At 72.7% G+C, this 17444-nt stretch carries 16 protein-coding genes and 1 tRNA gene; 10 read left to right on the forward strand and 7 right to left on the reverse strand.

Going from position 1 to position 17444, the window contains the following annotated elements; all coding sequences use genetic code 11:
- Window positions 1–257: 257 nt before the first annotated feature.
- The 3 genes from JT723_RS08395 to JT723_RS08405 form a co-directional block, all read right to left on the reverse strand.
- Window positions 258–332: transfer RNA gene (locus tag JT723_RS08395), tRNA-Trp, on the reverse strand.
- Between the two features lie 26 nt (window positions 333–358).
- Window positions 359–1921, reverse strand: a complete 1563-nt coding sequence (locus tag JT723_RS08400) for an SMI1/KNR4 family protein (RefSeq protein WP_205043850.1) — start codon at window positions 1919–1921, stop codon at window positions 359–361.
- Window positions 1922–2008: 87 nt separating this feature from the next.
- Window positions 2009–2932 (reverse strand): phospholipase domain-containing protein, encoded by a 924-nt coding sequence (locus JT723_RS08405; protein WP_251513253.1) that lies wholly within the window; start codon window positions 2930–2932, stop codon window positions 2009–2011.
- A 384-nt stretch (window positions 2933–3316) separates the two neighbouring features.
- Here JT723_RS08405 and JT723_RS08410 point away from each other — a divergent pair, with 384 nt between their 5' ends.
- Genes JT723_RS08410 through JT723_RS08435 form a run of 6 tightly spaced genes read left to right on the forward strand, consistent with a single transcriptional unit; the run spans window position 3317 to window position 7578 of the window.
- A complete protein-coding gene (locus JT723_RS08410; protein ID WP_205043851.1) occupies window positions 3317–3703 on the forward strand; it encodes a WXG100 family type VII secretion target in 387 nt (128 codons plus the stop codon).
- Between the two features lie 48 nt (window positions 3704–3751).
- The gene (locus JT723_RS08415; protein ID WP_205043852.1) at window positions 3752–4057 is read left to right on the forward strand and encodes a WXG100 family type VII secretion target; all 306 of its coding nucleotides are present in this window, start codon (window positions 3752–3754) and stop codon (window positions 4055–4057) included.
- Window positions 4057–5805 (forward strand): RNase A-like domain-containing protein, encoded by a 1749-nt coding sequence (locus tag JT723_RS08420; protein WP_205043853.1) that lies wholly within the window; start codon window positions 4057–4059, stop codon window positions 5803–5805. Before JT723_RS08415 ends, JT723_RS08420 begins: the two co-directional genes overlap by 1 nt.
- Window positions 5806–5827: 22 nt before the next feature.
- Entirely contained in the window at window positions 5828–6523 is a 696-nt protein-coding gene (locus JT723_RS08425) for a hypothetical protein (protein WP_205043854.1), read from the forward strand.
- A gap of 35 nt (window positions 6524–6558) precedes the next feature.
- Window positions 6559–6858: an RNase A-like domain-containing protein gene (locus JT723_RS08430; protein WP_205043855.1), complete on the forward strand. Its 300-nt coding sequence runs from the start codon at window positions 6559–6561 to the stop codon at window positions 6856–6858.
- A gap of 45 nt (window positions 6859–6903) precedes the next feature.
- On the forward strand, window positions 6904–7578 hold the full coding sequence (locus tag JT723_RS08435) for a contact-dependent growth inhibition system immunity protein (RefSeq protein WP_205043856.1): 675 nt from the start codon (window positions 6904–6906) through the stop codon (window positions 7576–7578).
- Here the strand turns inward: JT723_RS08435 and JT723_RS08440 are convergent.
- Window positions 7571–8281: a flavodoxin family protein gene (locus JT723_RS08440; protein WP_205043857.1), complete on the reverse strand. Its 711-nt coding sequence runs from the start codon at window positions 8279–8281 to the stop codon at window positions 7571–7573. The two genes, JT723_RS08435 and JT723_RS08440, sit on opposite strands and share 8 nt — an antisense overlap.
- Window positions 8282–8430: 149 nt before the next feature.
- Here JT723_RS08440 and JT723_RS08445 point away from each other — a divergent pair, with 149 nt between their 5' ends.
- Window positions 8431–9339, forward strand: coding sequence for a LysR family transcriptional regulator (locus JT723_RS08445; RefSeq protein WP_240165317.1), 909 nt, complete (start codon window positions 8431–8433; stop codon window positions 9337–9339).
- Here JT723_RS08445 and JT723_RS08450 read toward each other — a convergent pair.
- Complete coding sequence (locus tag JT723_RS08450; RefSeq protein ID WP_205043859.1) at window positions 9293–9757, reverse strand: NUDIX hydrolase; 465 nt, start codon at window positions 9755–9757, stop codon at window positions 9293–9295. The two genes, JT723_RS08445 and JT723_RS08450, sit on opposite strands and share 47 nt — an antisense overlap.
- Window positions 9758–9797: 40 nt before the next feature.
- Between JT723_RS08450 and JT723_RS08455 the strand changes: the two genes are divergently transcribed.
- Window positions 9798–10199 carry a squamosa promoter-binding protein 15 gene (locus tag JT723_RS08455; protein ID WP_205043860.1) on the forward strand — a complete coding sequence of 134 codons (402 nt, stop codon included), beginning with the start codon at window positions 9798–9800 and terminating at the stop codon, window positions 10197–10199.
- Between the two features lie 118 nt (window positions 10200–10317).
- Here the strand turns inward: JT723_RS08455 and JT723_RS08460 are convergent, their stop codons facing one another.
- The gene (locus JT723_RS08460; protein ID WP_205043861.1) at window positions 10318–11238 is read right to left on the reverse strand and encodes a MerR family transcriptional regulator; all 921 of its coding nucleotides are present in this window, start codon (window positions 11236–11238) and stop codon (window positions 10318–10320) included.
- A 96-nt stretch (window positions 11239–11334) separates the two neighbouring features.
- Between JT723_RS08460 and JT723_RS08465 the strand changes: the two genes are divergently transcribed.
- Complete coding sequence (locus tag JT723_RS08465) at window positions 11335–12879, forward strand: alpha/beta hydrolase (RefSeq protein ID WP_205043862.1); 1545 nt, start codon at window positions 11335–11337, stop codon at window positions 12877–12879.
- 21 nt (window positions 12880–12900) lie between these two features.
- Here JT723_RS08465 and JT723_RS36085 read toward each other — a convergent pair whose 3' ends face one another.
- Window positions 12901–16152, reverse strand: coding sequence for an FG-GAP repeat domain-containing protein (locus JT723_RS36085; protein ID WP_205043863.1), 3252 nt, complete (start codon window positions 16150–16152; stop codon window positions 12901–12903).
- 410 nt (window positions 16153–16562) lie between these two features.
- Between JT723_RS36085 and JT723_RS08475 the strand changes: the two genes are divergently transcribed.
- Window positions 16563–17342, forward strand: a complete 780-nt coding sequence (locus JT723_RS08475) for a KUP/HAK/KT family potassium transporter (RefSeq protein WP_372441252.1) — start codon at window positions 16563–16565, stop codon at window positions 17340–17342.
- Window positions 17343–17444 lie beyond the last annotated feature (102 nt).

A 17444-nucleotide genomic window follows, 5' to 3' on the forward strand; every position in this document is an offset into this window, starting at 1 on the left:
CCGCCGCACCGAGTCCTGCCACGACCTGGCCACGGTCCTGGCGCTGTCCTGGGCGCTGTTCGCGCTCACCATCGCCATCCAGTTCCCGCTGCTGATCCGCTTCGGCTACGCCCGCATCAGCATCCTGGGCACGTCCCTCCCGCCGGCCCTGGACACCCTCACACCTGGCAGGCCGCCCTGTGGGCCGGAGCCCCGCTCGCCCTCACGGCATCCGCGGCCCTGGCGGTCCGTCTCTGCGGCCGGCCCTGGACAACGGGCGGAGCCGACCGGATTCGAACCGGCGTCCTCGCGGTTTTGGAGACCGCGCGCGACGACCCCTGCGCTACGACCCCGCCCGGCAGGATCGTAAGCCCGGACGTCAGGGCCGCCAAGACCCGCCCGTGCGGAAAGGGCCGGCGGTGTCGAGACCGAGGCGGGCCGCCCAGGCCAGGGCCTCGTCAAGGGTGGCGTCCGTGTCGGTCAGGCGGGCCGCTGCCAGGGCGGGCGGGGCGCCGGCGCCGTCCAGCAGGGCGGACCACTGGCGGCGGTCGAGCGCCAGGTAGCGCAGGCCCGTCAGGCCGGTGAGGACGGACACGTCGGCGATGTCCGCCGCGGACAGGTCGAGGCCGCGCAGGCGGGGGACGGTGCGCAGCGGGGTGAGGTCGGCCGGGGCGATGGTGGCCAGGTCGAGGGACGCGAGGTGGGGGTGCCCGGCGAGCGGGGTGAGGTCGCCGCCCGTGAGGCCGGCGCGCAGCGACTCGACGGGCAGGCCGCGTACGGGTGCCAGGTCGGCGGTGGTGGCGCGGTTGAGGTGCAGCCGGCGCAGGCCGCGGGCGGCGCTGAGCGGGGTGAGGTCGACCGGGCCGGGGACGTCGTTGATGTGCACGGCCTGGAGGCTGGGCGCCACCTCCTCGGGGACGCCGCCGCCGATGTACTCCTGGGGGGCGTGCTCGCGGGCGGGCTCGCGCAGCGCGATGTAGTCGCCGCGCTTGTCGTACGCGCCCTGGTCGAGCAGGTCCAGGTAGTGGCCGAGCAGTGAGGTGACGGAGTCGGCGACGTAGCCGGGACCGTCGTTGTGGTCCCGGCCGGTCCATATGACCTGGCCGGGGCGCCCGGCGCGGGCCGGAGCGGTGTCGACGGCGAGGTAGTTGCCGTCCTCGGGGGTGGCGAAGCGCAGCCAGCCTGGGTGGTCGCCGCAGCGGCGCACGGTGTCGCGCGGGGTGGCGTCGAAGACGACCGCGTCCCACTCCAGGTCCCAGCCGTACCAGGGGCGCGTCTCCTGCTCGTCCTCGTGTTCTGCCACGAGGCTTTTCAGCGGCAGCCAGGCGCAGCCCTCGAAGAGGTAGCGGTGGTCGTACCCGACGCCGTCGCCGTCGGCGATCTCGTAGAGGGCGCGCAGGTCGGCGGGCAGGCGGCAGCCCAGCCGGGACTCGGCCTCGGCGATGTCCGCCGCGGTGGCGGGCGGCGGCAGCTCCTCGGGGTGGCCCAGGATCGCGGCACGCCGTTCGAGGTAGGCGCGGAAGCGGGCCGCGGCCAGCTCGGGGTCGCCCGCGGGGGCGGCGGTGGAGGCGGGCTGGTCGAGCCCCGGCTGCGGCAGCCGGACATCGGCGTCGAGGACGGCCTCGAAGCCGTTCATGCCGCCGCTCACCCGGGTGACCGCGTCGTGGAAGGCGGTGAACCGGTACTCCCCGGACGGCAGGCAGCGGAACTCCATGCTGACGGGTTCCCAGCCGCGGTCCTGGCCGAGGGCTTCCGCGAGCTGCATGAGCTGCTGGTGCGGGGCGGCCACGCCCCGGTGGAAGCCCGACGGGCGCGGCAGGTAGCCGCCGGTCGTCGAACTGCCGCCGCGGCCCGCCGTGGCGTGCAGTTCCGCCTGCGTCCAGCCGCCGGGTGCGCCCGCGGCGATCGCCTCGGCTATCGCCCGTACCGTCTGCTCCACCATGCTCTGCTCCCGTGCCGTCGTCGGTGCACAGCATCATGGCAGCGGCGTACGACAGGTCGGCTGCAGCCCGGTGGGGTCGCGGCCGCGTCAGCCGGTGGTCGCGGTGGCCGGGTCGCTGGTGCTGGGGGCGCCGGTCTCGATGTGGCCGGCGAAGCGGCGTACGTATGCGGGGTCGGTGTTCGAGGTGACCGTGATGTCGTACCAGCGGTTGCCCGCGGGCACGCCCCAGCCGGGGACGCTGCGCATGGCGCCCGCCGCGACGGTGTACGAGTAGTGCTGCGCGGGCGCGTACGCGTCGGTGCCGGTGAAGGTGACGGATCCGGGGCCCGGGTTGCTGAAGACCAGGTCGACGTAGCCGGTCGCGCTGTCGTGCCGGGCGGTCACCTCGGGGCCGACCGAGCCCGCCGTGCCGGCCATGCGGCGCAGGAAGCCGTTCGGGCCGTGGACGGAGAAGTCGTAGCGGTCGGCGGCTGCGGGCATGGCCCAGGTGTCCGAGAGCGTCTTGCCCGCCTCGACGGTGTACGGCCAGGGGCCGTCGGAGCGTACGGCGGAGGTGACCAGGAAGGCCGCGCCCGCGGCGCCGAAGTTGCCGAAGGTGAACTGCATCCGCCCGCCGACGGGTTGGGTGTCGGCGGCCAGGACGTACGGCAGGGCGCGGGCGTTGCGCAGCCCCGGCTCCTGCCCCGGCAGCGACCCGGTCGCGGGCGGCGTCGGGACGTAGCTGCCGGGGTTGTCGTGGTCGGCCGGTACGTATCCGCCGGTGCCGGGGAGCGCGGGCGCGGCGGGGTTGCTGCGGGTGAAGTCGAACGCGGCCGTCAGGTCGCCGCAGACCGCGCGGCGCCAGGGCGAGATGTTCGGGTTGTGCACGCCGAAGCGCTTCTCGACGAACTGCACGATCGAGGTGTGGTCGTACGTCTGCGAGCACACCCAGCCGCCGGTGCTCCAGGGGGACAGGACCAGCATCGGCACGCGCGGCCCGAGCCCGTAGGGGCCTGCCGCGTAACCGGACACGCCGCCGGTGTCTCGACGTCGCGGATCGTCCCCGTCCCCTGCACCGCCGGGATCGCGGCGGCTCTGGTGACGCTGCCGGTCAGTACGGACGCGGCGGCGGTGGCGCCGGCCAGCTGCAGGAACCTTCGGCGGTCGACGGTGGCCATGGCTGGCTCTCCTGACGTCGGGACGACCCGGTCGCGTATGACGTGCACATGGTGATGATGTGCGGCTCAGGGTGTCAATCCCGTCCCAACGGCCCCTTGCCCCACCGGAACCGTCGGCTCGACACCCGACACCCGGCGTCGTAATTGCGCCATCCCGCGGGAACCGGTGGTGTGTCACCGGCGTCTGACGCAGGGTAAGAGGGGAGCCGGGGGGCTTCTGGGGCCGGAGGGGGACGCGATGACACAGCCGCGGCTGCACGCCACCGACGCCGACCTGACGCGGCTCGCGGGCGATCTCGACGGCATGCAGGAACACCTGGCCACGCAGATCGGCAAGCTCAACGCGCTGGTCGACGCAGCGGAGAAGGGCTGGCGCAGCCCTGCCGCGAGCGTCTACCGCGACCTGCAGCGCAGCGCCAACGCCGATGCCGAGACCGTACGGAAGATGCTGGCCCTCGTGGAGGAGGCCGTGCGGCTGAGCCGGGACGGTTTCAGCGCGCAGGACCTGGACACCCTGGAGTCCTTCCGCGCCCTCGAAATCCCCGACGACCGCCCGGCCCTGGACGCGCCCGGCCCGGGCACACCGGCCGCGCCGCCACCGCGGAGCCGCCTTTCCGACCTGTAGCGGCAGAACTCGTAGCGGCGGGGGCCGCACGTCCACCCGGGGGAGAACGTGACACAGCAGGACGACGGCATCACCGTCGACTTCGGCACCATGAAGCACCTGTCGTCGGAGCTGGAAGCGATCCTCAAGGACCTCACCGGCCGCCTCGACGAGCTGTACGCGCGCGTCACCCCCGTCGTCCGCAGCTGGGAGGGCGAGGCGCGCGACATGTGCGTCGACAGCCTCGACCGCTGGGACCGCGCGGTACAGGACATGCACGGAGCGCAGGCCTGGCTGCACGATGTCGTCGTCACCGGCCACCTCAACTACGACGCCGCCCACAAGGCGGTGCTGCGCGGCTGGGGCGCCGCCTGATGGGCACACCCGCCACCAGCGACGACAAGGACGACCTGGGCGACGGCCGCCCCAGCGACAAGCAGCGCGACAAGGAGATCAAGGGCCTGGCGACCCCGCCGCCCGGCGCCGCCGGCGGTTTCGACGTCAAGCCCTCGCACCTCTACCTCACCTCCTACAAGGTGCGCGACGAGCAGTTAGCCTTCGACAAGGCCGCCAAGACGCTGATGGACGCCCTCACCGGCCACGAGCAACTGGCAGGCAAGGGCACAGGCCCCGGCGAGGTCGCCTCCTCCTACCGGAAGATCGCCACCACCTTCTTCGACGTCTGGGGCAACGCCGTCGTCGCCGTCGGGGGCGCGGCCGTCGGCTTCACCGCCACCGCGAACAACTACGCCGCCGCCGACTTCCGGACCAACCGCAAGCAGCAGGGCCCGCCCCCGCACCAGGAACCGCCCTGGGTGATCCGCGTCCCCACCTACTACGGCGAGGTCCCCGACCTGACCTGGCGCGGCACCGACGCCGACTCCGACCACGCCGTCGTCCGCATGCTCGGCCACATCCCCGACTTCCTCGCCGACCACGTCCAGGGCCTTATCGACCAGACGCTGCGCCTCGGCACCATGTACAAGATCACCCCGGGACCCGACAAGGACGAACTCCGCACCATCGGCACCGCCTGGGGCATGATCTTCTCCGACGGGACGACGTCGGCCGACAACCTGAACGGCGACATCGCCTACCTCACCAACACCGACAGCGGGCACGACGAGTGGCAGGCGGCCATGAAGGCCTTCTGCCAGACCCTCTGGGGCACGTCGGCCTGGGGCAAGATGCAGGGCACGGTGGCGTACAAGACCGCCCCCGGTGTCCAGGGCGCCCTGCGCCGCCCGGTCATCACCGTCCTCGGTGAGACCGCCCAGGCCGTCCAGACGGCCCTGCTGGACCTCGCCGACGCCGCCGACAAGGTCACCGGGGTGAGCGAACCGGCCGCCAAGCACGCGGCCGTGGAAATGGTCAAGGACATGGCCAAGGAGTACGGCACCCACCCCTGGCACCTGCTGGCCGAACTCACGCCGTTCGCCGCGGTGGACATCACCACCCAGATGGTGCTCTCCTTCCGCAGCCACATGGACTACGCCGGCATCGAGGCGGCGGTGAACACGTACAACGAGACCTGCTCCGGCATAGCGAGAACCCTCGACGGCCTGGAGGAGAAGCTCGAAGAGGCCCGCAAGAGCGTCCCGACCTTCGAGGCGGAGGAAGCCCGCGCCGAGACCTTCGGCGGTCGCTCCCTGAACGACTTCAAGCACGAGCACGTGTGGACCCTGCAGACCGACTCGGCGGACATCCACAAATACCCGGTCGACCTGGTCAACCAGGAGGGCATCGACGGGTCGCACGCCATCGACAGGCACGTGGCCAAGACGGACGAGCAGCTGGCGCAGCGAATGCGCGACAAGATGCCCAGTGCGGCCTCGACCTACACCGACCTGGGGAGCGCGCAGGCCTACACTCAGCAATGCCTCGACATGAAAGCGGACGACATCAAGAGGTGGATCGACAGAGGCGGCCAACCGTCACCCAGGCCGTTCACCGTCGACTTCGGCCCCACAGGTCCGGTGACCGGGCGCAGCATCACCAAGGCCGACTACCTGGCCGACCCCGCGAACCCGCATGTCACCGAGATGCACGGTGTCAAGTTCGAGCTGAAGTACGCACCCGGTATGAAACCGCCGTTCGTCGTCAACACGTCCTATCCCGCATGACGCGCAGCCCGAAGAGGACCGCATGATCGACCGCGAGCACTACGACTACCAGCGCTTCTCGGGCGCCAGGACCCTGCTGGCGGGGGTCGATCTGCGAGCGGGGGTCGAGCCCACGGGCATCGCGGCGCGCAAGGCCCTGGTGGAGCCGATGGTCCGGGCGCTGTGGGATCTGTGGGAACGCGGTGGGCGCGCGCTGCACGAGATCGCGGCGGAGTTGTACGCAGCGGCCGACCTGATGGAGTCCGGGCAGGACGCACCCCTGAAGGGCATCACCGGAACGCCCGAAGTGCTGCGGGAGATCGCCGAGTACGTCGCCACGTGGAACGTGGGCTCTTCCGCCCGGGTGGCCCAGGCCATCCCGACCAGCGCGGAACTCGCCTTCCGGCTACCGACGTTGCTGGAGATGCTGGTCATCTACTACGGCCAGGACGGCCTGGCCCTGGAGGACGACTCGCTCTCCCCGCGTGAAGGCTTGCGCCTGGCTGTCGACAACTACCATCCGCTGTGCCTGTGGTGGCTGCCGCACATGGCTGCCGAGTGCCAGGAGGCGCTGGCCGTCTTCCAGACCGAGGAGGCGCTGGAGCGCTTCTTCGAGGTGGAGCACGCCGTCGGGACGCCCGGCCTGCCGTGGCTGGAGTGGCTGCCGCTGATCATCGACGTCTTCGGCGAGCACATGCGCGCCGAGCACCCGCCGCGGTGGGTGCGCACCTCCCGCTGACCGTTTCGACGACCCCGACCCGACAGGCGGCAGACATGCGTACCCGTAGCTCCACCTATCCCGACCGGGAGACGGCCCAGTGGTGCACCCAGCAGGTCATCACCGGCAACGAGCAGGCGATCCACCGGTGGCTCGCGCAGGGGACGCGGCAGCGGCTGACGGTGGAGGCGGCGTGGCCGTCGCGGGAGGAGGCGGTGGGGCGGGTGCTGATCGACGCGATGATGTACGCCGGGCGCGGGCCGGTGGACGTGCGGGCGGCGCGGGTCGTGCTGCGGCGGGAGGCGGCGAGCGAGCACGGGTTCGTCGTGCACGCGACCTTCCCGGTGTACCTGTGAGCCGCGACGTCCCCGAACGCCTGCACACGAGGAGGGCCGCAGCTCATGGAGCCGCTGCAACACGACCGTAGCTACGGCGAGTTGGACCAGGTGATGCGTGCGTATCTGGGGCAGCCCGCCGACGACACCGACGACGAGCCCGCAGCCGCCCTCCAGGCGTACCTGCGGCACACCTGGCACACCCGGCCCTGGGCGCTGGCCACGGCGGAGCGCCAGCTCAGGGAGTACGCGCGCAATCCTCCCGGGCGGCTGCGGCACGAACTGGGCGAGTTCTACCCGGTGCCGGACACCGGGGTGCCCGGCCCGGGCGTTCAGGCGTGGCTGCTGCGCCTCGCCGGCCACATCGCGCGCAGCGTCACCGAGGGTGCGGTGCCGCCGCCCGGCGTGCCGCAGACCCACTGGGAGTGGCACGCCCGCTTCCCCGAACTGGCCCAGCTGCTCGGCGGCTGGTTCTCCCAGGACATGCCGGACGAGTTCGACGACCACGACGCGGCCCTCGCCGACTACCTGTCCGGCACGGCCCCCGCCCTGGTCGCCCGCCTCGCCGGCGAACTCCACGAACTCCTGGCCCTCACCCTGTCCGAAGCCGACCTCAACCTGGCCGCGGCCACCTTGGGCCTTGAGGTCCAGCCCCCACCCCCGTACACCCCCGCCGCCTGGCTCGCCCACCTCGCCACCGTGCTCACGGCGGCGGCCGGGGGAGCGGCAGGCGCTAGCTGACCCGCAGGGACGCCGACAGGGCGCGGGCCTCCAGTTCTGTCATGCGGGAGGTTTCGTAGGGGGCGGCGTTGGCCCAGCGGTGGGTCAGGCGGGCGATGCGGTCGCCGTAGCGTTCTGCGGTGATCAGGTCGCCGCGGGAGCCGGTGTGGGCGTGGTCGAGGTCGGTGTGGCTCTGGCTCATCAGGCCGAGCCAGGAGCCGAGGCGGTTGATGTCGTCCCGGTGGCCGCCGCTCCAGTTGTTGCCGGGCATGTCGCCGACGCCGATCCACTGCATGCCCATCTGGGCGGCGAAGACGGCCAGTTGCTCCAGGACGGAGAGCTTGTCGCCGCTCTGGGAGGCGGACATGGTGAAGCCGCCCGCGAGCTTGTCCTTCCAGGCCTGGGACACGAAGGGCGTGAAGGCCGCCTCCATGAAGGCCTTGAGGACCGCGGAGGCGCTGCCCATGAGGGTGGGGCAGCCGAAGACGACGGCGTCGGAGCGTTCCAGCAGGGCGAGGACGGCGGCGTCGTGCCAGCGGCCCGCGGTGACGTCCTCGGCGCGGATCTCGACCAGGTGCACGCCGGTGCCGGGGACCAGCCGCGCCCCGTCGGCGATGTGCTCGGCCAGGACCCGGGTGTGGCCGTGGACCGAGTGGTAGACAACGGTGACCGTGACGGTGTCCGTCGGCCCGTCGTCCCCGGGATGTGCGTCGTTGACCGGCATGTGCTCTCCACTGCTCGCGTTCGGCGGCGCGGGGTGTTCCGGCCGCTCCGTCCATCACAGCCCGCCCGCGGCGCCGCATCAACGCCGAACTTCGGCACGCAGCGATCGGCCGCACCGATCGATCGGGTTAGCCTGGGGTGGTGGACAGGATGGAGCTGGAGGCCTTCGTCGCCGTCGCCGAGGAACTGCACTTCGGGCGGGCGGCCGCGCGGCTGCACCGGGGGCAGCCGACGGTCAGCGACGCGGTGCGGCGGCTGGAGAGCACGCTGGGCGGGCGGCTCTTCCACCGTACGAGCCGCCGGGTGTCGCTGACCGAGCTGGGCGCGGCCATGCTGCCCGACGCGCACGCGACCCTGGCGCAGATGCGCCGCTTCCAGCAGCGCGGCCGCTCCCTGGCCGCGGGCGACGGCACGCCCACGACCCTGGTCGTCGCGCAGGCCGAGTACACCAGCGACCAGCTGCTGCTGCGCTGCCTGCCGCAGCTGCGCGAGCGCTTCCCGGACGTGGCGATCGTGCCGGAGGCCATGCCGACCACCGCCCAGCTCAGCGCGCTGCGGGCCGAGACGGTGGGGCTGGGCATCGGGTGGGCGACCGGGGGCGTCTCGGGCGTACGCGCCAGGGTCCTGTCCACCGAGCGGTTCGTGGCGCTCGTGCCCGCGGACCACCCGCTGGCCGGGCACACCGCGCTGACGGCGGCCGAGCTGTCGACGACCGCCCTGCTGACCTGGCCGCACCAGATCAACAGCGGACTGTGCGACCGGCTGCTGTCCGCTTTCCGCATCGGCGGGGCCGACCTGCGCATCATCAGGACCGCGGACAGCGTGCACGCCATCGCCGCCCATGTGGCCGCGGGCACGGGCGTCGGCATCACCGTCGCGTCGGCGCTTGACCACCAGCCGCCGGGCCTGCGGGTCATCCCGCTGACCGGCCCCTCGACCACCGCGGACCAGGTCGTGCTGACCCCGGCCGAGCCGTCGGCCGCGGCGACCGCGCTGCGCGACCTGCTGCTGGTCAGCTCAGGGCCGCCAGGCGGTCGAGGAACTCCGCCTGCGCCCTGACCACGACCTCCCGCGCCGCGTCGAGCCCGAACCACGCCACCCGGTCCAGCTCGGGAAACTCGGCGGTGCGCCCGGACCCGCGCGGCCACTCCATCGTGAAGGTCCCGGGCACGACGCCCGCCGGATCGAGATCCCCCTCCACCGCCCACACCGTCACGTGCTTGCCGCCCGACTGCACCACCTCGCCCAGCGGCAGCGGCTCCCCGTCGGGCGCGGCCAGCCCCAACTCCTCCCGGAATTCCCGCCGCGCCGCGTCCCAGGCGGCCTCGCCGCCCTCGTACTCCCCCTTCGGCACCGTCCACGCCCCGGCGTCCTTGCGCGCCCAGAACGGCCCGCCCATGTGCCCGAGCAGCACCTCCACCCCGCTCCCGGTGCGCCGGAAGAGAAGCAGACCCGCACTGCGCTTGATCTCCGCCATGCCCCCAGTCTGCGCCCGCGCCTCTGCTAGAACGGTGACCATGGGCTGGGTGGCGAACGTGATGGTCTCCGTCGACATGGCCGACAACGCGAACATGGCGGCCTTCAACGACTGGCTGCGGGACCAGGCCCCGCGGCTGTTCGGTGCCGAGGCCCTCGGGGTGGGCTTCCTGCGGCTGACCACCAGCGTGGAGGGCAACGAGTGGGGCGGCTGGAAGATGCCCGAATGCGAGGTGTGGGCGGGCGCGTTGAACAACGCCGACCTCCCGGCGCTGCGCCGCCGCTTCACGCAGATGCCGTGGCGCGAACCGAACGTGGTGCAGCTGATGACGATGGACCAGGAAGAGGGCTTCTTCCGCCTGTGGATGCTCCGCGACGGGCAGTTGCGCCAGTACGCCCCGCAGGAGCCGGATGAGACGGACGAGGGTTTCTACCGCGAGTGAGCGCACCTCACGGCAGTGAGCGGACCTCACGTCCGTGAGAGGCTGTCACGCCCGTGAGCGGCTGTACGCCGCTGAGCACCTGTCACGCCGGTGAGAGGTTCTCACGACCGCGTGGCCCTCACGCCAGTGCCGTCGTCAGCCAGGCGTGGGAGGCGCCGGGGGTGGGGTGGGACGGGCCGGTGACGCGGGTGACCAGGTCCCAGTAGTGGTCGATGCGGGGGTCGGCGGCCAGTACGGCAGCCAGGCCGTGGCGGAAGGCGGGGGTGTCGCGGACCTGCTGGGAGGTCGCGTACGCGGCGACGAAGCAGTCGAGCGCCTCGCCCGGCTGCGGAGCCCGTCCGGCCCGCAGGTGCGGCGCGGCAAGCGCGTACGCCTCCTCCAGGCCCTGGTACAGGACGGCCGGCCGGTGCCCCGCGTCCGTGCGGTGCGCCGCGGGCTGCCCGCTGCCGGTGCGGCCGGAGCAGTCAGCGGACACGAAGGCGTGCAGCCGGGCGAAGGCGAGGGCCTGTGTGGGCGTCGGGTCGTCGGGCGGCTGCGGCACCGCCAGCTCCAGGACGCGTGCGACGCTGCGCGCGGGCATCCGCGGGGGCAGCCAGCGCCGCCAGAAGCGGGCCATGGCGGCGGTGCTGGGCGGCGCCCCGGTCGCGCACACCGCGCCGAGCAGCCGCAGGCGTTCCGCCCGCTCCTCGGGGCCGCACTCGTGCAGGAGTTGCAGGGCGGTCTGCTGCCAGCGCAGGGCGGCGAGCCGCGAACCGACCTCGCGCAGCCGCCCGGCGACGGCGTCCTCCCAGGCGCCGCCGCCGGTGGGTTCGTCCTCGCGCAGGACCCGGGCGACGTCGGGCAGCCCGAGCCCGAGTGCGCGCAGCGAGCGGATCGTCCGCAGCCGGTCCAGCGACTCCGGCCCGTATCTGCGGTGGCCGCCCGCGCTGCGGTGCGCCTCGGGCAGCAGGCCGCGGTCGGAGTAGAACCGCACGGTCTTGACGGTGACACCGGCCTGCCCGGCCAGTTCGCCGATGCTCCACAGGTGCTCTGGCGGCATGGCTTGAACCTCCCTCCGGGGGAGTTCCTACGGTACCGGCGGACCGCGGCGCGGGCGGAACGCGCCGACGGCGAGCAGAGCGGAGAGGGGACAGCCATGGCGGCTGGTACGGCGTTCATCCTGGTGCCGGGCCTGCACACCGGCGGGTGGGTCTGGCAGGACGTGGCGGGACGGCTGCGCGAGGCCGGGGCGGAGGCGTACGCGCTGACGCTCACCGGCATGGGCGGGGAGAACGAAAAGGGAGCCGGCGCCGAACTGGAGGCGCACATCGCGGACGTGCTGCGGGCGGTGGACGCGGCGCAGGCCGACGACGTGGTGCTGGTCGGCCACTGCTACGGCGTGCACCCGGTGCTGGGCGCTGCCGACCGGCGGCCGGAGCGCGTCGCGCGCATCGTCCTGGTGGACACCCCGATGCCGCAGGACGGCGACACCCCGGCCGCCCTCGTCCCGGCGCAGGGGCTGCGCGGGGAGCTGCTGCTGCGCATCGCGGAAGACGGCCCAGAACAGGGGGAGTTGGCGCCCCCGACGGACGAAGGGTGGCGCACCTTCGGCAGCTTCGAGGGCCTCGGCCCTGCAGTGGCGGCCGAGTTGGCCGGGCGGGCCGTACCCCAGCCGTGGCGGACGCTGGCGCAGCCGCTGGAGCTGAAGCGGGCGGCCGCGTCCGGCGCGGTGCCGGTGACCGGCGTGCTGTGCACGGCGAACGGGTCCAGCCTGGCGATGGTCGAACAGGTGCTGGCACTCGGCGACCCCCGCTTCCGCTACCTCGCCGCCCCGCACATGAGCTACCTCGAACTGGCCACCGGCCACTGGCCGATGCTGTCGGAGCCGGCGGCGACGGCCCGGCTCCTGCTGCGTGCCGCCGCGGGCGAGGGGACCGCGGCGCGCGGGCCGTCCGCGGCAGAACCGCCCGTGCATCTGCGGCCGTTCCTCATCGACGTGCCCGAGCACCCGCGCGAACGGGTCGGCCGCGTCGACCTCCACCTGCCCGAGGGGGACGAAGTCCCGCGCCCCGCGGTGGTGTTCGTGCACGGCGGCCCCGTACCGGAGGGTGCCCGCCCGACACCGCGCGACTGGCCCGCCTTCCGCGGCTACGCCCGCCTCGCCGCGGAACTCGGCGCGGTCGGCGTCACCGTGGACCACCGGCTGCACGACGTCGCCGACTTCGCCCGCGCGGCGCGGGACGTGCAGGACGCGGTGGCGCTCGTACGGGCGCACCCGCGGGTGGACGGCGACCGGGTCGCCCTGTGGTTCCTGTCCACGGGCGGGCTGCTCTCGGCGGACTGGCTGGCGGCCCCGCCGCCCTGGCTGCGCTGCGTCGCGCTGACGTACCCGCTGCTGGCCCCCATGCCCGGCTGGGGTGTCGAGCGGCGGTTCCAGCCCGCGCGGACGGTACGCGACGCGGGCCGGCTGCCGGTCGTGCTGACCCGGGTGGGCCGCGAGAGCCCCGAATTCGCCGCGACGGTCGAGGACTTCGTCGCCGCGGCCGGCGAAGCCGGCGTACCCGTACGGATCGTGGACGTCCCGTCGGCCCGGCACGGCTTCGAGACGTACGACGACCCGGGCGACGCCCGGCGCGCGGTCGGCGAGGCGGCGCGCGCCGTCCTGGCGCACCTCAGCCCCGGGCCGGAGACCCGGGGCTGAGAGTGACAGGCGCGGGTGCCGTCAGTACAGGCCGACGTACGAGTTCCAGCCGGTGCCGATCTGGACCCGGGCACCGCTGAAGATGCCCGACGCCGTGCCGTTGTAGCGCCACAGCCGGCCCTGCGGGTCGCGGGCCACGAGGTCGTTGTGGCCGTCGTGGCTCAGGTCGCCGAAGCCGACGAGCGTGTTGTACATGTTCCAGCCCGCACCGATCTTCACGCGGGTGGTGAAACTGCCGTGCTTGTCGCCGCTGTAGCGCCACATCGCGCCCGCCGCGTCCACGGCGACCAGGTCGCCCGCACCGTCACCGGTGAGGTCGCCGACCGCGACGAGCTTGGTGTAGATGTTCCAGCCCGCACCGATCCGCACCCGCGACTTCAGCGTCGACTTGCCGGTGCCCGCGTAGAACCACAGCACGCCCGCGGTGTCCTCGGCCACGAGGTCGTCGTGCCCGTCGCCGTTGAGGTCGCCGGCGGACAGCAGGGACCTGTAGATGTTCCAGCCGGCGCCGATGCGCACGTGCTCGACGCTGGGCTCGTCGGTGTTGAAGTACGCCTGGCCGATGCCCAGGTAGGCGGTGAGGACGCCCGAGGGGTCCCGGGCGAGCACGTCGCCCTGGTCGTCGCTGTTGATGTCGCCGAACGGCACGATCGCGGAGGTCTGGCCCGCGCGGGTGCCGGGCGCCCAGATGTCGGTCCAACCGCCGTCCGTCAGCCGCCCGTTGGCGGTGGCAGCCCACCAGTGGCCCTCGTAGCCGTTGGAGGTGCGCTTGATGCCCAGCATGGCCTGCTGGCCGGTGCTGCAGTCGTAACTGCGGAAGCGCAGCGCCCCGCACATCACCAGCACCTGGCCCGAGGCGCCCTGGACGGCGGTGCTCGTGCCGTCAAGGGTCGCGGTGAGCGCCCACTTGTAGGGGCCGCTCTGGGCGAGGGCGCCGCTGGGAAGGCGGCCGTTCCAGTGGACGTTCACGATCTCGTTCACCGGTCCGCCGGTGAAGGTGGCGGCGGCCTTTCCGGTGGCGGCGTCGCTGATGGTCAGCTTCCAGCCGTCCACGGGACGGGAGAGGGAGATGTAGGCGTAGAAGGTGTTCAGCTGCCCGGACGTGGACTTCGGCTGGATCTCGCTCTCGCCCGTCGGCGCGAGCGCGGTCGGCGGGGAGGCCGGCACGCCCGAGGCCACGACGTGCACGGTCCGGTCGGCCGCCACGTAGGCGAGGTCCGAACCGTGGCGGTCGACGGCGAAGGTGATGCCGCGGTCGTCGGTGAGCCCGGAGTCGGGCAGGTCGGCGAGGGTCTGCGGCTTGGCCGCGGTGCCCGAGTGGAAGTCGACCATGACCAACTGGCCCGCGGCGGCGTCATGCTGGACGAGGTAGCCGTCGCCGAGCAGCGCCTGCCCCGGGGGCACGGTGATCTTCCGGCCGCTGGTGAGGTCGTAGACACCCACCTGTCCGGTGGTCCCGCAGGACCAGTACAACCAGTGCTGCGAGACCTGGAGTTCGGTCGGACGGCAGGCGGCCCCGGTCGTGAGGGTGCGGACGGCCTTGGCCGGGGTGGCGGAGTGCAGGTCGAAGGCGCTGACCGTGCCCGCGGTCGCGGTGGTGGAGGCCTGCCACAGTGTGTTGTCCCACAAGGCGGCCCCGGTGACCGGTCCGGTTCTGACGGTCTCTTCGTGGGTGGTGTAGATCACGTACTGGGTGGTCGCACTCTCGACCACGGCGTAGTTCATCGACACATCGACGATCCGCCCGCCGGTGAAGGGCAGTATGTCGGTCTGCTGCCCGCTGTGGATCTCGCTGTTCCCGCTCGTGCCGGCGGTCAGATAGGACGTTCCGTACCAGTTGCCGGGGACGATGCGGATGCAGCTTTTGCCGGCCTCGCAGGGAAGTACCGTGGCGGGCAGGGAAGAGGGGTGCGGGCTGCCGAACGGCTGCGCACCCGACGTGGCGTCCGTGCCGGGTGCGATCGGGAAGTTGTACACGGCCTGGCCCGGCGACTGGATTCCGGTGACCGGGATGTTCTGCACGTGCCGCAGGTATCCGTGGTCCAGCGAGAGCCCGGCGTTGCTCGACGGCAGCGGCGGCAGGTCGAGGACGGTGGCGTCGTCCAGGGTGCCGTCCGCCGCGAGCGTGTAGCGGTGCACCTGCGACACCGTGTCGTCCGCCCCGCCGACGGCCAGCACCGAGCCGTCGGAGACCGAGAATGGTCCGCTGACGTCGGCGCCCATCAGGGTCGTGGGGTCACCGCCGCCGAAGGGGTGGTCGACGAGGGTGTTGGGAGCGGTCGACGTGCCGTATCGGGCGGTTCCGGCCAGCAGGTGGTCTCCGACCGGCCGGTAGGTCGTGGTCACACCCGAGGGCTCGGGGACCGTCACCGTGGCAGGGGCTGCGGCGGCGGCGGTTCCGTCGAGGACGGCGCTCACCGGCAGCATGCTCACCACCCCGGTGGATGTGGTTTCGTCGTGCACGACCCAGGCGACGTCGGAAGGTGTCAGCAGCATCTGCGCGCCGGTGTTCAGCCACGGGATCGTGGTCGCCGCGCCGGTGTCGAGGTCGACCAGGGCGTACTGCGTCGCAGCCCCCGCAGCCACCTGGTACCTGACGAGCGCGTGCCGTGCGCCGTCGTTGATGCCTGTGTGCACTTGGGAGATCACCGCGCCCTCAGGCAGTCCGGTGACCGGCACCGGGGTGACGCTGCCGTCCGCCCCCAGGTCGAGCACCTCCACTTGGGCAGGGGCGGTCGAGGTCACGCGCTTCAGGACCAGCGCCCTGGTGCCGTTCTCTGCCACACCCGTGGTGGTGAACCCGGCGGGGAGTTGGTAAGTGGTCAGCGCATCCCGGTCGGGCGACCCGACCTTGAGCACATTTGCAGAGAGGTTCCGCTGGTAGAAGGCGTCGCCGCCGGCCGACGCGATATATCCGGTGAAGATCCCGGCCAGTGCCGGCAGGCTGCGGTCGCTACCGGTGGCGTAATCCGTCCACACCGGGTCCGTCGCCCCCTGGCGCAGGTGGACATAGCCGCTCGTCCCTGCGGCCAGCACGCTGTCGGACGGCGGCACCGCCGGGTCGTCCGGCGGGATCACCTTGATCTCGGACGGCCCCGGCGCGGCGCCGGTGTCCGCCGTCGCCGCCGGTGCGGACGACAGGGTGGCGCCGATGGCGAGCGCGACACATCCCGCCAGGACGGCCTTGGAAGTGGCTCGGGATGCGGCTCGGTACGAGGTTCCGGCCGTCGTTCTGGCCGTCGTTCTGGACGTGGCGCGGGCGCGCTGGCTCACAGTGCGGATCTCCCCCCCGGAAGTCATGTGAGCGTGAGAGTAACACCAGGTCAGCGCGGTGGTGCAGGGCTATTCCTCGCGGTGGTATTTCAGCCCGCCCATCATGAACAGCAGCGTGGCGACGCTGAACGCGATCACCACGAGCGAGAAGCCGATCGTCTCCAGTGCTCTCATGGCGAGGTCCTCTCCGGGGCGCCTGGCGCGCACGTCCTCCCAGGTCACCGTCGCACGGCGGCGCACGCCCCGCATGCCGCACGCCACCGGCCGGGACCGGCGTCTCACGGACCGGACGGGGGCGGCTGCGGTGCGGGGTGTTGCCCGAGGGGCGGGGGTGTTGCCTTTCCGGTGCTGCGGCGCCCGTTGCGGCCTGCAACGGTGTTGCGCGCCGCCAGTCTGTTTACCGCCGCGCCGTGCAGGCCGGCGTCCCCCCGGCCGACGGGGTGCAGGTCCTGCAGCGGCAGCTGGCCGACGCCGACCGCGAGGCCCGCCGCGCCACCGACCAGGAGGACCTGATCGGCGACGCCCTGCTGGACCGCAGGCACCGCATCGCCGACCTCGAAGTGCGGCTGCTGCTCGTGCCGCACCACAGGCGGCTGCCGATGGTCGTGCTGGCCACGGCCGCCACCGTGATCGCGTCCCAGGCGGTGATCACTGGGGCGTACTCGGTCGCCTCGCAGGCCGCCCAGCTCGGCTACCTGCCGCGGCTGCGGATCGCCCACACCTCGGGGTCCACCATCGGGCAGATCTACGTCCCGTGGATCAACTGGCTGCTGATGGCCTCGGTCCTGACCCTGGTCTTCGCCTTCCGCAGCTCGACCGCCCTCGCCTTCGCCTTCGGCATGGCGGTCACCGGCACGATCACCATCACCACGCTGCTGTTCTTCTACATCGCCCGCGCCAAGTGGGGCACACCGGTGTGGCTGCTGTCGGCGGGGGCGGCCGTCCTGCTCACCGTCGACCTGCTCTTCGTCGCCGCCAACATGACCAAGCTCATCCACGGCGCCTGGCTGCCGCTGCTGATCGGCCTCACCGCCTTCACCGTCATGACCACCTGGCAGCGCGGCCGGGAGATCGTCACCGCCGACCGGGCGCGACGGGAGGCACAACCACGTGCGGCACGACCATGTGGTGATCCTGTCCATCGAGACGCAGCCGGTGCCGCGCGTCGCCGCGCAGGACCCCACTCGTAGCCCGCTACGGGGCCTCGTGGATCCAGGGCGCCCGGGGCCTGGCGGTGGCGGTTTTGCGCCGACGGGGGTCGGGCGGGGGGCCGGGAGGGAAGGGAGGTGGTG

The organism is Actinacidiphila bryophytorum, from assembly GCF_016916835.1.
GTDB lineage: Bacteria > Actinomycetota > Actinomycetes > Streptomycetales > Streptomycetaceae > Actinacidiphila > Actinacidiphila bryophytorum.

Excerpts from the sequence above, each read along its gene's own strand:
- JT723_RS08400 (WP_205043850.1), bottom strand. The coding sequence starts at position 1,921 with ATGGTGGAGCAGACGGTACGGGCGATAGCCGAGGCGATCGCCGCGGGC.
- JT723_RS08410 (WP_205043851.1), top strand. The coding sequence starts at position 3,317 with ATGACACAGCCGCGGCTGCACGCCACCGACGCCGACCTGACGCGGCTC.
- JT723_RS08420 (WP_205043853.1), top strand. The coding sequence starts at position 4,057 with ATGGGCACACCCGCCACCAGCGACGACAAGGACGACCTGGGCGACGGC.
- JT723_RS08425 (WP_205043854.1), top strand. The coding sequence starts at position 5,828 with ATGATCGACCGCGAGCACTACGACTACCAGCGCTTCTCGGGCGCCAGG.
- JT723_RS08430 (WP_205043855.1), top strand. The coding sequence starts at position 6,559 with ATGCGTACCCGTAGCTCCACCTATCCCGACCGGGAGACGGCCCAGTGG.
- JT723_RS08435 (WP_205043856.1), top strand. The coding sequence starts at position 6,904 with ATGGAGCCGCTGCAACACGACCGTAGCTACGGCGAGTTGGACCAGGTG.
- JT723_RS08440 (WP_205043857.1), bottom strand. The coding sequence starts at position 8,281 with ATGCCGGTCAACGACGCACATCCCGGGGACGACGGGCCGACGGACACC.
- JT723_RS08445 (WP_240165317.1), top strand. The coding sequence starts at position 8,431 with ATGGAGCTGGAGGCCTTCGTCGCCGTCGCCGAGGAACTGCACTTCGGG.
- JT723_RS08450 (WP_205043859.1), bottom strand. The coding sequence starts at position 9,757 with ATGGCGGAGATCAAGCGCAGTGCGGGTCTGCTTCTCTTCCGGCGCACC.
- JT723_RS08455 (WP_205043860.1), top strand. The coding sequence starts at position 9,798 with ATGGGCTGGGTGGCGAACGTGATGGTCTCCGTCGACATGGCCGACAAC.
- JT723_RS08460 (WP_205043861.1), bottom strand. The coding sequence starts at position 11,238 with ATGCCGCCAGAGCACCTGTGGAGCATCGGCGAACTGGCCGGGCAGGCC.
- JT723_RS08465 (WP_205043862.1), top strand. The coding sequence starts at position 11,335 with ATGGCGGCTGGTACGGCGTTCATCCTGGTGCCGGGCCTGCACACCGGC.